13 protein-coding genes are annotated in these 15,719 nt (G+C 40.5%); 9 read left to right on the forward strand and 4 right to left on the reverse strand.

The features are described 5' to 3' along the window. Positions 1–69: 69 nt before the first annotated feature. The 6 genes from lepB to AK824_RS02130 all read left to right on the forward strand — a co-directional run bounded on the left by lepB (position 70) and on the right by AK824_RS02130 (position 5,404). Positions 70–972 carry a signal peptidase I gene (gene lepB, locus AK824_RS02105; protein ID WP_057758390.1) on the forward strand — a complete coding sequence of 301 codons (903 nt, stop codon included), beginning with the start codon at positions 70–72 and terminating at the stop codon, positions 970–972. Positions 973–1,103: 131 nt separating this feature from the next. Beyond that, positions 1,104–1,496, forward strand: a complete 393-nt coding sequence (locus tag AK824_RS02110; protein WP_227511189.1) for a DUF4845 domain-containing protein — start codon at positions 1,104–1,106, stop codon at positions 1,494–1,496. Positions 1,497–1,598: 102 nt separating this feature from the next. After that, a complete protein-coding gene (gene rnc / locus AK824_RS02115; protein ID WP_057758394.1) occupies positions 1,599–2,396 on the forward strand; it encodes a ribonuclease III in 798 nt (265 codons plus the stop codon). A gap of 346 nt (positions 2,397–2,742) precedes the next feature. Beyond that, positions 2,743–3,708, forward strand: a complete 966-nt coding sequence (era, locus tag AK824_RS02120; RefSeq protein WP_057762330.1) for a GTPase Era — start codon at positions 2,743–2,745, stop codon at positions 3,706–3,708. A 63-nt stretch (positions 3,709–3,771) separates the two neighbouring features. Next, positions 3,772–4,563, forward strand: coding sequence for a DNA repair protein RecO (gene recO / locus AK824_RS02125; RefSeq protein WP_057758396.1), 792 nt, complete (start codon positions 3,772–3,774; stop codon positions 4,561–4,563). Positions 4,564–4,630: 67 nt separating this feature from the next. Then, entirely contained in the window at positions 4,631–5,404 is a 774-nt protein-coding gene (locus AK824_RS02130; RefSeq protein ID WP_057758398.1) for a pyridoxine 5'-phosphate synthase, read from the forward strand. A gap of 20 nt (positions 5,405–5,424) precedes the next feature. On the opposite strand, the gene AK824_RS02135 is transcribed toward AK824_RS02130, so the two are convergent. Continuing rightward, positions 5,425–6,153, reverse strand: coding sequence for a GspH/FimT family pseudopilin (locus AK824_RS02135; RefSeq protein ID WP_082624545.1), 729 nt, complete (start codon positions 6,151–6,153; stop codon positions 5,425–5,427). A gap of 584 nt (positions 6,154–6,737) precedes the next feature. On the opposite strand from AK824_RS02135, the gene AK824_RS02140 reads away from it, so the two are divergent. The 3 genes from AK824_RS02140 to mscL all read left to right on the forward strand — a co-directional run bounded on the left by AK824_RS02140 (position 6,738) and on the right by mscL (position 10,969). Next, the gene (locus tag AK824_RS02140; protein ID WP_057758400.1) at positions 6,738–8,033 is read left to right on the forward strand and encodes an OmpA family protein; all 1,296 of its coding nucleotides are present in this window, start codon (positions 6,738–6,740) and stop codon (positions 8,031–8,033) included. 349 nt (positions 8,034–8,382) lie between these two features. Continuing rightward, complete coding sequence (gene typA / locus AK824_RS02145) at positions 8,383–10,233, forward strand: translational GTPase TypA (RefSeq protein ID WP_057758402.1); 1,851 nt, start codon at positions 8,383–8,385, stop codon at positions 10,231–10,233. Between the two features lie 280 nt (positions 10,234–10,513). Next, a complete protein-coding gene (gene mscL, locus AK824_RS02150; RefSeq protein ID WP_057758404.1) occupies positions 10,514–10,969 on the forward strand; it encodes a large conductance mechanosensitive channel protein MscL in 456 nt (151 codons plus the stop codon). 111 nt (positions 10,970–11,080) lie between these two features. Here mscL and AK824_RS02155 read toward each other — a convergent pair whose 3' ends face one another. The 3 genes from AK824_RS02155 to AK824_RS02165 all read right to left on the reverse strand — a co-directional run bounded on the left by AK824_RS02155 (position 11,081) and on the right by AK824_RS02165 (position 15,346). After that, positions 11,081–11,521, reverse strand: a complete 441-nt coding sequence (locus AK824_RS02155; RefSeq protein ID WP_057758406.1) for a hypothetical protein — start codon at positions 11,519–11,521, stop codon at positions 11,081–11,083. A gap of 290 nt (positions 11,522–11,811) precedes the next feature. Next, positions 11,812–12,753 (reverse strand): bifunctional DNA-formamidopyrimidine glycosylase/DNA-(apurinic or apyrimidinic site) lyase, encoded by a 942-nt coding sequence (mutM, locus tag AK824_RS02160; RefSeq protein WP_057758408.1) that lies wholly within the window; start codon positions 12,751–12,753, stop codon positions 11,812–11,814. A 55-nt stretch (positions 12,754–12,808) separates the two neighbouring features. After that, positions 12,809–15,346: a RelA/SpoT family protein gene (locus tag AK824_RS02165; protein WP_057758410.1), complete on the reverse strand. Its 2,538-nt coding sequence runs from the start codon at positions 15,344–15,346 to the stop codon at positions 12,809–12,811. Positions 15,347–15,719: the final 373 nt, after the last annotated feature.

Genomic DNA, 15,719 nt, shown 5'->3' on the forward strand with positions numbered 1-15,719 from the left:
TAACAGTCAAATGTAGTGAGTCTTATCGTAAAGGTGTTAGATAAGCCGCTCGTTAATAGGCAATTTGGTATGGATTTTGATTTTAATTTAATTTTAGTGCCGTTAACTATAGTCCTAGGAATTGTTTGGCTGTTAGATAAGCTAGCGCTCAAACAGCGCAAAACTCGTGGTCGAGGTCAAGAAGGCTTACTAGTTCGTTGGGCTTATGACTTTTTTCCTGTGTTAGCAGTGGTATTGATAGTACGCTCATTTTTAATTGAGCCTTTTAATATCCCATCATCGTCTATGGTGCCAACGCTATATACGGGTGACTTTATTGCCGTCAATAAGTATGCATATGGCGTGCGCCTGCCGCTAACTTATAATAAGGTACTAGATACTGGTGAACCTGAGCATGGCGATGTAGCAGTGTTTCGCTATCCTGAAAACCCGAGCATTTATTATATTAAACGCGTTATTGGTTTGCCTGGCGATAGCGTAAGTTATAGCCAAGGCACGCTGTCTATCAATGACGTACCTGTTGAGACTAAGTCTGTAGATTTCGCGGCAAATGCTGAATTGACTTCACAGCTATACTTACCAGGTCAAGTTGGTCCAGGTCAAGTACTGACCGAAGAGAGTGCTTCTGCAATGGGTCAACAAGAAGAAGACGCGGCACAATATTTCGAAGAAATACAAGGTGACAATAAGCACCTCGTGCGCTATTTAGATGGCATGAACAGTTCACAGTATGCGCCATTTTTGCAACAACAATCACCAGAAGTGGTGGAATCAGAAGGTACTGAGTGGCGCATTGACGTACCAGAAGGTCAGTATTTTGTGATGGGTGATAACCGAGATCGCAGTGCAGATGGTAGATTTTGGGGCTTCGTTCCGGATGAAAACCTAGCAGGTAAAGCTGTTTATATCTGGATGCATAAACCACCTGGTCTTAACCTACCGACCTTTGAGCGTAATGGTACTATCAATTAAGGCAATGTGATTGCTTAGCGATTAATTTATCTATAATAGTTTTATGCTAATATCATTGCTATCTAATAAATAGCTATTTATTATTTATACACTTATTCGAAATAGTCGTTTATCTTTAGAAGGATCTTATAATGCAGCAATTATCTGGTTTGGCTACGCAGCGCGGCGCCAGTGTGACAAACATTGTTCTCATTATTATGCTTTTGGGTATTGCGACTAAATTGACAGTAGCTATCGTACCAGCTCAAATTGGTGACTACCAATTGACCAAGGTATTAAGTGCACAGCTAAAAGAAGCCAATAGTAATAACGAAACAGCTAAGCAATTCGTTGAACGTGTCAACAAACAGTTATCTATCAATGCTGACTATGATACCAAGGCAGAAGATGTATTTACCTTTACCGATAAAAAAATAGGTCAATTGGCTATCTATAAAGAATATGCAGTGACTAATAACTTTTTTAGCAATGTCGACATCGTGAACCGTTTCGAAGGTAACATCGAGATGGCAACAGCAGAGTAAGCCATCATAGTACGACATAGCACATTCATTATTTCATAAAATATATCAAATAATATTATTAAACTAAATCTGTCAAGCAGAAGGGATAACCACAAACCACGCATGAAACCAACTTCGCACCATTCCCAAGCGGTTCCTACTTCCCAAAAAAATAGTACGTCTGTTGACACGCTTGTTGTTAGCTCAGAATTTATTCAGCGGTTAGCAGTATTAACGCGTAAGTTAGGCTATGAGTTCAATGACTTGAGCCTACCTAAACTTGCGTTAACGCATCGCTCATTTGATAGTAAAAAAAACTATGAGCGCTTAGAGTTTTTAGGTGATGCACTGTTGGGGATGATTGTGGGTGAAGCTTTATATCATCGTTATCCTAGTCAAAACGAAGGGCGCTTAACGCGTATGCGTGCGACGTTGGTGCGCCAAGAGTCGTTGGTAATTATCGCCCAAAACTTGGAGTTATCTAACCATCTTATATTAGGAGTAGGTGAGCGCAAAGGTGGTGGTCGCAATCGTGCTTCTATACTGGCGGATGCTGTAGAGTCTCTGATTGGTGCTATCTATTTAGACAGTCAAGATATGGATATTACTCGTAAATGTGTTCTCTCTTGGTATGGTGATCTGATTGATAATGTCAATGACCAAAAAGCGTTGAAGGATGCCAAGAGTCGGTTACAAGAGTGGCTACAATCTAAACAGTTTGACTTGCCTAATTACGAGCTCATGGAAACGCGTGGTAATGCACCGCATCAAATTTTCGTTGTACGTTGCCATGTAAATATCAATAACTGTCCTGATATTACTGAATCTGGTGAGAGCCGCCGTATCGCTGAACAGAAAGCAGCAGAGCTTATGATTAATCAATTACATAAATTGCCAGGATCTGCCAAAAAACGTGTATAGCCGATGTCTATTAATGCATTTTTAGATGCAGAATATTAGCTTAGATTGGTTTATAGCTTGCAAAACATACATTAAAACTACCTCACATATTATTTATTTTAAAACTTTAAATGTTTCTAGCCCGTTTTCAATGGTGACTGAATAAATTTAGCATCAACGACTGTTCAGCTAGTCACAAACCCTATAGGATTAACTTATGAGCAATCATACTGATTTGCCATCAAACAATGAAGATAGCACCCAAAATTTGAGTGAGAATACAGATATTGAGTCAAGCCAAAACAATATCAAAGTTACCGAAGAGATTCATGCTATTGATGCAGAAGATATTGCATTAGACAATGATATGGCAATTGAAGAATTTTTTGCACCAAGTGGCAATGCCCGTATGGCTGATGATTTTAGAGCAGGTTATGTCGCTATTGTTGGACGTCCAAATGTGGGCAAGTCAACTTTGATGAATCACTTATTGGGTCAAAAGCTGTCTATCACCTCACGTAAACCGCAAACTACCCGTCATCGTATTCATGGCATTTTGTCAAACCATGAAATGCAAGCGGTGTTTGTTGATACACCAGGTATTCACCGTAACGAAGTACGCGCTATCAATGAACGTATGAATAAAGCGGCGGTATCGGCGTTAGTAGATGTGGATTTAGTACTGTTTGTTGTTGATTCAGATCAATGGCGTGACGATGATTTATTGACCTTGCAAAAGCTCGGTGAGACCAATTTAACAGTCGTATTGGTTATCAATAAGTCAGATACTCTAAAAGATAAAGGCAGCGTGCTACCACTTATCGAAACTTTCAACGATAGTTTCGATTTTGCTGATATCGTTCCTGTATCTGCACTAAAAAATCAAAACTTAGATCGTTTGCAAGAAGTGATTGCTTCACATTTACCAGTCGCTGCGCCTATTTACGATACAGAACAAATCACAGATCGCTCTGAGCGATTTTTGGCAAGTGAAATCATTCGCGAAAAAATCATGCGTAGTGCGGGTGATGAAGTGCCATATGATTTAACCGTACAGATTGATGAGTTTAAAGACGAACCTGCACATACTGATCCAAAAACAGGGCGTCCACGCAAAGCTTGTACTTTCATCGATGCGACTATATATGTTGAACGTGGTGGCCAAAAAGCCATCGTTATCGGTGATAAAGGTCAGCGTATCAAACAAGTTGGTATGGATGCTCGTAAAGATATGGAGCAGTTGTTCGGTAAAAAAATCATGTTAACTTTGTGGGTCAAAGTGAAACGTGGTTGGTCTGATGACGAGCGTGCGTTGACCAGTTTGGGCTATTGATAGCGGTTAAGAACGAACGCTTCAAAAGCACTGTCTGCCTTTTAGCTATTTAGGTAATAAAAAATGCGTAATGAAGCGCTCGTCGGGTATTTGTTACATCAGCGCCCTTATCAAGAAAAGCGAGCTTTGTATTATCTTTTTTCTCAACAACATGGTGTGATACATGGTGTTGGGAAAAAAGGTGCGCCACTATTTATGCCATTACAGCTTTTTGCTACTGGTAAGCGCGACTTAAAAACCTTTAGTCAAATTAATATTGCCTCGCAATATAATACTCAAGCTGACAGTGTTCAAAAAGACAGTGTTCAAAAAGACAGTAAACCCGCTGTCTTAGAGGCCGTACCTTACGCCAATATCAGCGGTCAACATCAGTATGCCGCACTATATATAAACGAGATTCTGTGGCGGCTGTTACCTACTGAAGACCCAATGCCAGTATTGTGGCAGCATTATCAAATCAGTCTACAACAACTCAAGCAGCCCTTAAGTAATAGCGAGCTTCGTCTCTGTCTACGTCAGTTTGAGCAGTATCTATTTACCGAATTAGGATTCACTTTAACGTTAACGCATGACAACGTTGAAGATCCCATCGAGTATGATTGTACTTACCGCTTTTTACCGGATGTAGGTTTGCTCCCTGTATTAGTACATAATGAAGAGTCTGAGCATTTAGCCAGTGAGTCTGGACAGACTGTTTTTAAGGGTGCGGATATCATAGAAATGGCACGTTTAGGTATTACTGAGCAAACGCTGAGCCATTGGTCAAAACTGCATCGACATCTTATTGATCATTTACTTGACTATCAGCCGCTACAAAGCCGTCTGTTATGGCAGCAGCAGCAGCGTTATCAATAACTGCATTCTCAAATATCATCGTAGTATCAACTATATAAGTTAGGCTGAATTGGCCAAAGGATTTTTTATGAGTATCTCTGTATCTACCTCATCTGAAAACAATTCAAAAAAACCTTTGTTAGGCGTGAATATTGATCACGTGGCAACATTGCGTCAAGCGCGTGGTGTGAGTTATCCAAGTCCTTTGGCTGCTGCATTATTGTGCGAAAAGGCGGGGGCAGACGGTATCACTATACATCTGCGTGAAGATCGTCGTCATATACAAGATGCAGATGTTTATGAAATGGCAGGGCAGTTGTCGACCAGAATGAACCTAGAGATGGCAGCAACGGATGAGATGCTTGCAATTGCCTGCGAAGTTAAACCTTTTTGGGTATGTTTAGTACCTGAAAAGCGGGCAGAGTTAACGACAGAAGGTGGTCTTGATGTTGCAGGGCAAGTCACGTCTCTAAAAGAGTATGTTCATAAGCTACAAGATTCTAATATTAAGGTTTCTTTGTTTATTGATCCTGATGACAAGCAGATTGCAGCCGCGATAGAGTGTGGTACGGACGCGATAGAATTGCACACTGGTGCTTATGCCGAAGCTGGCTTAGCGAATGATACCGACGCACAGTTAGCTGAACTGAAAAGAATCGAACAAGCAGTAGCTACAGCACAGAGCCTAGACGATAAATTGCTTATTAACGCAGGTCATGGTTTAACGTGTGACAATGTGAATGCCATTGCAAAGATTGATGGTATATATGAATTAAATATCGGTCATGCACTTATTGCAGATGCCGTATTTGTAGGACTAGAAAGCGCTGTAACAATGATGAAAGAGGCCATGTATAAATAGGTTTACATATATGGTATTTATTAACCGCTACATTTCGTAGGGTGGTCTGCATTAAGTTTGTGTTTGACGATGCCAGATTGGTTAAAAGAGATTTGGTACATTGACTTGTTATAAGAAGAGGTAGGGCAGTATTTTATATGGCCGAAGTGTCCTCGCGGTCTGCCACTATCACCCCAAAATTTAGTATAGTGACGCCTACCGCCAACTCTTAATTTCACTGTACTATATCTTAGGTTTAAGGATTGCTGTGTTAATAAGGTATCTACTTGAGAATCAAAATGATTATTGTTATTTTTATCTACGAATAGCAGAAGCGTTTTATCGCTGTTCCTATGACATTGCTGTGCATCATTCGATAAACAAACCAAGACATCCTGCCGACTTATATAACTTTCGGCCTTTGCTAAGGATAAAGTGTTCTCTAACTGATGCTTGACCCGTTGGGCTTCCATTCGTGCTAAGTGCGTTAAGATACTTGGCGCTGCAATAGCTGCGATAATTCCTAATACCATTGTCGTCACAGTTAGCTCAACGAGAGTAAAGCCATTTGATTGCTTAGCATTTAAAATATTATTGTTCTGAAGGGATGATTTCCTATAACTGACTAACTTCAATAGTTTATTGAATAACCTAGATGCAATAGCTAAGAAATTATCAATTTTATACCTGCCTTTTCTACAAATAGGTAAACAAAAGGTGAAAATGACTATTCTCTTATAATGGGCCAGTACCTTACTAAGTAAGTTCATAATGCGCTACATCCTATAGCTGTTTGTCATTCAGGTAAAAAACAACGTCTCACACATCCTTGTGTTGATTATCTTTTAAGCAAACCAATTGTCCAAATTCTTTAAACTTTCTCTTATTCCACTGTATATAAAACACATACAACATCTAATCACTTGATTTTCAGAAGAATATTGGTTTTTTACAATATATATGTAATATATAGCGACTGTCAAAAAATGTTTCAATTAGTGAAAGAACGACATTAGCAATAGAAAAAAAATTCTAATTGTAATAAAATGCTTCAAGAAAATAGCTATCATTAGACTATTCATCTATCGCAAACTGATGTGTAAAAGATAAGAAGCGTAAGGTGTGTTAGTTCTGGGTAACTTAGACTGTTTATTGTGTTTTAGTTACAACATTATCGTGTAATAATGTGTAGCTCGTTAACGAAAAAAGTTGTAAACTGAATTAATAATCGCTAAGCTACTCCTTAATTGGTTTTGCTTTGTAACTTAAAATGCGTAAGAGATGTCTATCTTAGTACGTCTTGAGAATCGGTTTTGCTTAATGCATCACTAAAATTATCCTTTGGAGGAAGTCCATGAAATTGAACAAAATAGCTCTAGCCCTTGTTGCTGTAGCGGCTGCACCGATGGCAGCTAACGCTGGTGTTACTATTAGCCCATTGTTACTTGGTTATCACATGACTGAAGAATTCAGTGATACCTCTGACAAACAGCGTGAAGTTCTTACTACTGGTAAAAACTTGTATGAAAACGCTAACGGCGATGTTATCGGTGATGGTAGCCGTGGTAACAGCAATGGTGGCGTAGCCAAAGAAAGCAGCCTATACACTGGTGCAGCTTTAGGTATCGAACTTACTCCTTCTACTCAGTTCCAAGTAGAATATGGTGTATCTGACGCAAACGGCGAAGCTTCTGAAGATTCAGCTGATGCCGGCGTTAACCGCTTTGATATTGAACAAGAAATGATTTCTGGTAACTTCTTGATCGGTACCGAAGAATTTACTGGTTACACTGATAGCGCACTTAAGCCATACGTACTAGTAGGTGCTGGTCAGTCTAAAATCAAAGTAGAGAACCAAGAGTCTTATGTTAATAGCAATGGCGATACCGTTGCTGCTGGTACTGAAGTATCAAACTCTAAAGACACTATCGGTAACCTAGGTCTAGGTGCTATGTATCGCATCAATGACGCGCTAAGCCTACGTGGTGAAGCTCGTGCGATTCATAACTTTGACAACAACTGGTGGGAAGGCATGGCTTTGGCCGGTCTAGAAGTAGTACTAGGTGGCCATTTAGCACCTACAGTAGCAGTACCACCTATGCAAGAGCCAGTAGTTGACAACACTCCAGTAGTTGTTGTTGAAGCTGATCTTGATTCTGACGGTGATGGCGTACCTGATAGCATCGATGCATGCCCAGGCACTCCAATGAACGTTGTAGTTGATGAGCGCGGTTGCCCAGTACCAGTAGACATTACTGACGAACTGAAAATGGAACTACGTGTATTCTTTGATAACGACAAGTCAGCTATCAAAAACCAGTACAAGCCAGAAATCGCTAAAGTAGCAGAGAAGATGCGTGAGTATCCTAACTCTACAGCTCGTGTAGAAGGTCATGCTTCTAAGACTGGTCCTTCAGCACGTTATAACCAACGTCTATCTGAAGCTCGTGCCGTTGCTGTTAAATCTATGCTAACTAACGAATTCGGTATCGCTCCAAACCGTCTATCAACTGTAGGCTATGGTTACAACAACCCAATCGCTTCAAACGACACTGAAGAAGGTCGTGCTATGAACCGTCGTGTTTATGCCATCATCACTGGTGACAAAACAATGACTGTTGAACAAACTAAAGATATGGTTGTTCAGTAAGTATTAGCAAAATAACCGTATAGTAAAATATACAGTTACAAAAAAAGCCACCCAATGGGTGGCTTTTTTTTATTTATGTATTGAGAAAAGTGAGTTATTACATAAATTTATGAATCAATAATGTTATACTAGCCACCCAAACATTCTGTAAATTAACAGTATGTACATTAGCATAGCAATCTGTATGATGAATTCGTCAGTATAGATGTTTGATTGTATTGAACTTTTTTATTTGATAGCATTATTTTTTGCGTCATCTTAGATTCAATATCTATCTGATTGATGATGAAAGTTTATTCAGCAGCGCTTACTGCTACTGCATTTTTTTAAGACGAAACGAGCATTTTATATGGCGAACGATATCAAACACCTGCGTAACATTGCAATTATTGCCCACGTTGACCACGGTAAGACAACTTTGGTTGATAAGTTATTACATCAGTCTGGTACTTTTGGCGACCGTGCAAACATTGCTGAGCGTGCAATGGACTCAGGTGATATTGAGCAAGAACGTGGTATTACCATTTTGGCTAAAAACACAGCTATCCGCTGGACAGATAAAACTTCAGAAACTGAATACCGTATCAACATTGTTGATACCCCAGGTCACGCCGATTTCGGTGGTGAAGTTGAGCGTGTAATGTCTATGGTTGACTGCGTACTTTTGGTTGTTGACGCTGTTGATGGCCCAATGCCTCAGACTCGTTTTGTGACGCAAAAAGCATTCGAACAAGGTCTAAAGCCGATCGTTGTTATTAACAAAATCGATCGTCCTGGCTCACGTCCTGATTGGGTAATGGATCAAATCTTTGATTTGTTTGACAACCTAGGTGCAAACGATGAGCAGCTTGATTTCCCAGTTGTTTATGCTTCAGCATTGAACGGTATTGCAGGTCTAGAAGCAGATGATTTAGCTGATGACATGACCCCATTGTTCAAAACTATCGTTGACGTTGTTCAGCCTCCACAGGTTGATGCTGACGCTCCGTTCCGTATGCAAATCTCAAGCCTTGATTACAACAGCTTTGTTGGTGTAATCGGTATTGGCCGTATTCAGCGTGGTAAAGTTAAACTTAACACGCCAGTGACTGTGATTGATAAGCATGGCAAAACGCGTAACGGCCGTATCCTAAAAATCATGGGTTACCATGGTCTTGATCGTATTGATGTTGAAGATGCGCAAGCAGGTGATATCGTTTGTATCACAGGTATCGATGCGCTAAACATCTCTGATACTATTTGTGATCCTAACAACGTTGAAGCACTACCAGCACTGACGGTAGATCAACCTACAGTATCTATGAACTTCCAGGTAAATAACTCACCATTTGCTGGTCGTGAAGGTAAGTTTGTGACTTCACGTAACATTCGTGAGCGTCTTGAGCGTGAGTTAATTCACAACGTAGCATTGCGTGTAGAAGACACTGAGTCTCCTGACAAATTTAAAGTATCAGGCCGTGGTGAGCTTCATTTATCAGTACTTATCGAAAACATGCGCCGTGAAGGTTTTGAGCTAGGTGTTTCTGGTCCAGAAGTTATCGTTAAAGAAGTTGATGGTAAGTTACAAGAGCCGTATGAAAACGTTGTCTTCGATATCGAAGAAGAGCATCAAGGTTCTATCATGGAGCAAGTTGGTCTACGCAAAGGCGAAATGACTAACATGGAGTTGGACGGTAAAGGCCGTATGCGTATCGAGGCGACCATACCAGCGCGTGGCTTGATCGGTTTCCGTTCTGAGTTCCTAACCCTGACTTCAGGTAGTGGTATCATGACCTCGAGCTTCTCACATTACGGTCCACAGAAGATCGGTGATGTTGGTGGCCGTTCTAACGGCGTATTGGTTTCTATGGCAAATGGTACTTGCCTAGGTTTTGCTCTATTTAACCTACAGAAACGCGGTAAGTTGTTTGCTGAGCCACAGCTTGAAGTTTATGAAGGTATGATTGTTGGTCTTAACTCTCGTAACGATGATATGACTGTTAACCCAACGACTGCTAAACAGTTAACCAACGTACGTGCTAGTGGTACTGATGAGGCACTGACGTTGACGCCAGCAGTGAAGTTCACTCTTGAGCAAGCGCTTGAATTTATTCAAGACGATGAGCTAGTCGAAGTAACGCCAAAAGCGGTACGTATTCGTAAACGCTACTTGACTGAAAGTGAGCGTAAGCGTCACGGCCGTGGTAAGAAAGGTGCTTAATATCAATAAGTGAGTTACTGAGTAATTCATGATATTGATGTTTGACGCAAACACTTAGTATCAGTAGTTTTACTGGCACTAAGTGATTCAAAAATTGAGCAGTATAAGGTGAGCTATTAGTGGTTCACTTTATACTGCTTTTTTTTGTGTTGTAATCTTGGAAAAATACAGACAGAATGAATAGTGGCATTAATGTATTCAGTTATTAACATGAAAGCTAGATGTGACACTAATTATATAAATATCTATTGGTTTGTAGATAAATTTTGAGGAAAAAACAATGAGTATGGTTTCAGAGTTTAAAGAGTTCGCTGTCAAGGGTAACGTGATGGATTTGGCAGTCGGTGTCATCATCGGCGGGGCTTTTGCTACCATTACAAAATCTTTGGTAGATGATATTATTATGCCGATTGTCGCTTTTATTTTTGGCGGCGAGATTAATTTTGAAAACATGTTCTTAGTTTTAGGCGATGCACCTGATGGTATTGCTATGACTTATGATGCGCTCAAAGAGGCAGGTGTACCTGTATTGGCTTACGGTAGTTTTATTACCGTACTTATTAACTTCTTAATTTTAGCTTTCATCATCTTTATGATGGTTAGAGGTGTCAATAAAATGCGCCGTGCTGAAGAAGTAGAGGAAGTTATAGAAGAAGCAGTAGAAGAGCCATCAGAGGAAGTGAAATTGCTACGTGAAATCAGTGCTAAATTAAGTAATACTAGTATTACGAAATAAATTATCGACTTGTTGACAATAAAAAAGGCTAACTTCTCGTTAGCCTTTTTGCTATGAAATAGTCACAGTCATTCTTGTGAACTATTTGATGTGCCTACTAAAAGCAAATTGTTACGGAGTGACCACTACATAGTCATTGGTATTAATTAGAATTTCTGATGGTTGATCGACAACGATACGTACCACGTTCTTATCAACAACTTGAGACTTATAATAGTTGTCTTCAGCAACTGTACAGCCTAAACAACGTCCCATCGCATCCCAAGGTTCAACAAATAGTTTCTGCTGTGCTTGATCTGCATTACCACCAATAAGTGAGAAAGGTAGGCTTACGATATAAGCTGCCGTACCAGCCACAGCATTCACGAGTTGCAGTGGCTTACCAACAATCGTATCGACTACCATCGTCTCGTATGAAGGACCGAAATCAGTTTCATCAATTTCTATAGCTGCAAAAGTAGGCTGAATAGTCGCAGCTACCAATCCTAAAGTTGCCAATACAGTAAAAAATCTCTGCTTAACTGTGCGTTGAGTTTTTGCTTTAACAGTCATAATGATATCCTGAAACTCATAGTAGTATGATTAATGGCTGCTGCTATCTTCACACAGGAATCTTGCGGCAACAATAGTTAGGCTAAATATTACAGAAAAATAAATGATACGCACTATTTATGTAAGCGCTAGCACTATTAAAGCAAGATGCGCGCTAATAAGCAACAAAAATGAGAATAATCTAGTTATAACTCTGACAGTATTTGATACTTTTAAAAATAAATATTCTGTCTAGATATTAGTTTCATTTAATCTAAATATATCACAAGCAAATAGATATCATTTATTAGCTATTTTAACGGCTGACAATTTGGACAATAAACACTGGCTCTACCAGTAAGCTTGATGTTTTCTAGCGTCGTACTACAATGTAGACAGCTCTCTCCTTGTCTACCATACACATTTAAAGTTTGTTGAAAGTAACCAGTTTGACCACTTGCTACTGTGAAATCTCGTAGTGTTGATCCGCCTAATTTTATCGCTTTCTTTAAAATTTCTTTAATATGATTAACTAAAATGACAATCTGATCGTATGAAAGTTGATTGGCTGGTGTAGCAGGGTGGATGCCGGATAAGTACAGACTTTCAGTCGCATAGATATTGCCAACCCCAACTACGACTTCTTGTTCCATGATGACAGATTTAATCGCTCGGGAGATGGATTTTAGTCGCTTATTCGTTTTAGTAACATCTGACGATGACTCATTGCTATCTTGACTAGATAAATCTATACGCTGGATTAAGCTGTATAAATAGTCTGCGGTAAAATCTTTTGAAAGTGGCTCAGGACCTAGATGGTCTAGTAGTTTATTGCCGTAATCTTCATGCCATAGTACTGAACCAAAGCGTCTCGGATCGTAATAGTGTAGCTGAGACTTATTATTAGCAGTATCATTAAAAACAACAACCAGATGATCATGTTTACGCTTATCAGTACCATAGCTGTGCTGCTGTAAGCTACCTGACATTCCTAAGTGGATAAGAAGCTGACGTGGTTCAACCTTGCTAGCTGACATGGGAGCGTTATTTTGTGCAGCTACTGGCAAAAAACTAAGAATCAGATACTTTGCTCGGCGCTCGACACTCTCCAATGTGTAATTAACCAGCTCGTCCAAGTTATCTGGCATCATCCAGCGCAGCTTTGGTTGAAATACTTTAACATCAATTACCTGTTGCCCCAACAATGGAGCAAGACTGGCTTTAGTGGTTTCTACTTCAGGTAATTCAGGCATAGTATTTTTTGACAACTCTATTATGGAATAAACAACGACTGACTTAACGTTTTATTTACACGACTGCACGGCGCGCGTGCAAAATACCGTGTTGCTGCTCTAATTTTGCGAGCAGCTTAGATAGATGCGCTAAACCTGAGACTTCAATATGGAACTTTAAAAAAGCAATATTGTCGTCGTTACTCAGTGTTTGAACTTGGCGAATATTGACGTTTTCTTTATCAATTATCTGTGTCAAATCACGTAGCAAACCGCGTCTGTCATATGCTTCGACATGAATATCAACGGGCTGATAACGACCAGTCTGTACTTGCCAAGCGGCTTCTATCTTGCGCTCAGGATCGCGCTCGACCAGACGTAAGTACTCTGGGCAGCCTCGATTATGCACGCTAACGCCACGCGATAAAGTGATGTAGCCAGCTATCGGTTCACCATGCACAGGATGGCAACAACCTGCCAAATTGATTTCGATATTATCCAAACCATCAATGTGAATTTTATACGCATCGAGCTTACCTGTATCTCGGTTATCTACATGCGGTACAAAGCTCTCTGGTGGTATCTCAGGTTCAAGATGCAGCTGACGTGAGATATGACTGGTCAATTGATTCAGACCAATGTCACCTGTCACCAGCCCCACGATAATGTCGTCGGTCGTATTGACATGAAAATGCTGAATATAGTCGTTTAAATCAATACTATTAGGATGAACAGATAGGCGCTCAAGCTCTTTGCTGAGCATTTGGCGACCTATTTCAATGTTCTTATCACGGTCTTGCTTATTAAACCACTGGCGCAGTTTTGAACGGGCACGGTTGGTATGAATATAACCTAAGGATGCTACCAACCAATCGCGATTGGGCTCACGAGATGCCTTGGTGATAATCTCAACTTGCTCACCTGTTTTCAACTGATACGTCAGTGGCACATAGCGCTGATTGACGCGGGCTGCCTGCGCACGGTTGCCAACTTGAGTATGCACATAGTAGGCAAAATCGAGAACGGTCGCGCCTTTTGGTAGTTCGGTAATATCACCATCACGGCTAAAGATATAAATACGTTCTAGTTCATCAAAATCAACGAGTTGCTCTTCTTCGTCAAACTCGATATCGTCTATCTCTTCGCCCGCTACCACAGCTGAGCGTGGCTGATTGCGTGTTTCATTATTGATAGATAATAATTGGCGTAATGAGCTGATTCTTTGGTTCAGATAATTGTCTTTTTTGTTCTTTAGCCCTTCTTTGTAATTAACGTGCGCGCACATGCCAAGTTCGGCCTCAAAGTGCATCTCATGAGTACGAATTTGGACTTCGAGTGATTTGTTTTCCGCAATTACAGCAGTATGTAGCGAGCGATAACCATTGGACTTAGGGTTAGTAATATAGTCATCAAACTGCTCAGGAATATAACGCCATAAGCCATGTACTAGGCCTAAAACGTGATAACAGTCAGAAGGGCTATTAACCAAGACACGTAAGGCGCGAATGTCATAAAGCTGATCGAACGATAAACCTTTAAGCTTCATTTTTCGATAAATAGAGTAGATATGTTTGACGCGCCCAGATACTTCGCCTTCGATACTGGCGTCTGCTAATGATTCATTTAATTTGTCTTGTACGCGCTGAATATAGGACTCGCGTTCGCTACGTTTTTCTGACAGCAGCTTAGCAATTTCTTTATAGCGATCAGGCGCAAGATAACGGAAAGCTAGATCTTCGAGCTCCCATTTTAGCTGTGCGATACCTAGGCGATGCGCTAATGGTGCATAAATAGTCATGACCTCACGCGCCACACGAGTTTGACGCTCTGGCCTAGAAAACGTCAACTCACGCATGGCGAAAGTACGTTCAGCCAGTTTTATAAGGACTACGCGCACATCGTTAGTAACAGAGATGAGCATGCTATAAATATTTGATAGCTGATCACGTTGATTATTGACGAAATGGTCTTCTAAGCGCTTGTTACTCTCAATAATCTCCGACAGCTTACCCATTGCAAGGGTGTCTTTCACAAGCGTCAAAATATCTGGACCAAAGTTTTTTTCAACTTCAGCGAGACTGATGATTGATTTGCGCGCACTGCGATACAGCATGGCCGCGACTAATGCGTCTTCATCTTGGTAAAGATAGGTCAAGATATCGGTCATGCCAATACCGGTCACATAAGCGCCTGAGCGCTCAGATTCACTGGTATTCATGTGACTGCGAATAAACTCGCAAGCTGCACTTAGGTTGGGTACTGACTCTTGTCCAATACGCTTGGCCACATTATCTAGCCAAGTCGGTACGTCGATATTGGCTTGGTCTAAGTCGACCGCCTCAAGCTCTTTGTTTGATAGCGTATTGGTATCATCTAAATACTCGTCTTCAGTGTGAGGGTCATGCAAATGATAAGTGTGTGCAGCTGAGCGATCAAAAGTAGTATGTAGCTTGTGAGTTGCCAACTGGTATTTGATGTCGAGGGGAATTTGGGCATAGCTATTGGCTGACTGGTGAGAGCGTTGGCTCGCCACCAGTTGCGCCGCAAGTGTTGCACTATCGGCCTGCGTGGTCTGTCCATCCACCAGCGGTAATCCTTCACGAATTTTTACCATAGCCGACTCCTCTTAGCTATTTTGAATTGATTATAACCTCATCTACTATGCACACACTCTGAATTAACGATCCATAAAGTGTCAGCTATAAACCAATACAACTGCTAAAAATGTTATTTTTAGCAGCTATAAAATGCGCGTAAAATATATAAAGCTATGAGTGCAAATGCTTGCTATGTAGCGATTGGAAACATCATCAAAAACATAGGAAGATTGTTTACTATTATCTCATTTTAAAGTGACAAATCAAGCGAGCCTCTGTATGGCTGTGGTCAATTACGCTAAATAATGGCTATTTATTAGCACAAACTTATTAAAGCCTTGAGTCATTTTAGATAATTGTAATAGCGCTTAATTGTCTCTTTAATCAGGT

The sequence above is a fragment of the Psychrobacter sp. P11G3 genome, from assembly GCF_001435845.1.
Taxonomy (GTDB): domain Bacteria; phylum Pseudomonadota; class Gammaproteobacteria; order Pseudomonadales; family Moraxellaceae; genus Psychrobacter.

Excerpts from the sequence above, each read along its gene's own strand:
- AK824_RS02165 (WP_057758410.1), bottom strand. The coding sequence starts at position 15,346 with ATGGTAAAAATTCGTGAAGGATTACCGCTGGTGGATGGACAGACCACG.
- recO (WP_057758396.1), top strand. The coding sequence starts at position 3,772 with ATGCGTAATGAAGCGCTCGTCGGGTATTTGTTACATCAGCGCCCTTAT.
- mscL (WP_057758404.1), top strand. The coding sequence starts at position 10,514 with ATGAGTATGGTTTCAGAGTTTAAAGAGTTCGCTGTCAAGGGTAACGTG.
- era (WP_057762330.1), top strand. The coding sequence starts at position 2,743 with ATGGCAATTGAAGAATTTTTTGCACCAAGTGGCAATGCCCGTATGGCT.
- mutM (WP_057758408.1), bottom strand. The coding sequence starts at position 12,753 with ATGCCTGAATTACCTGAAGTAGAAACCACTAAAGCCAGTCTTGCTCCA.
- AK824_RS02130 (WP_057758398.1), top strand. The coding sequence starts at position 4,631 with ATGAGTATCTCTGTATCTACCTCATCTGAAAACAATTCAAAAAAACCT.
- typA (WP_057758402.1), top strand. The coding sequence starts at position 8,383 with ATGGCGAACGATATCAAACACCTGCGTAACATTGCAATTATTGCCCAC.
- AK824_RS02140 (WP_057758400.1), top strand. The coding sequence starts at position 6,738 with ATGAAATTGAACAAAATAGCTCTAGCCCTTGTTGCTGTAGCGGCTGCA.
- lepB (WP_057758390.1), top strand. The coding sequence starts at position 70 with ATGGATTTTGATTTTAATTTAATTTTAGTGCCGTTAACTATAGTCCTA.
- AK824_RS02135 (WP_082624545.1), bottom strand. The coding sequence starts at position 6,153 with ATGAACTTACTTAGTAAGGTACTGGCCCATTATAAGAGAATAGTCATT.
- AK824_RS02110 (WP_227511189.1), top strand. The coding sequence starts at position 1,104 with ATGCAGCAATTATCTGGTTTGGCTACGCAGCGCGGCGCCAGTGTGACA.
- AK824_RS02155 (WP_057758406.1), bottom strand. The coding sequence starts at position 11,521 with ATGACTGTTAAAGCAAAAACTCAACGCACAGTTAAGCAGAGATTTTTT.
- rnc (WP_057758394.1), top strand. The coding sequence starts at position 1,599 with ATGAAACCAACTTCGCACCATTCCCAAGCGGTTCCTACTTCCCAAAAA.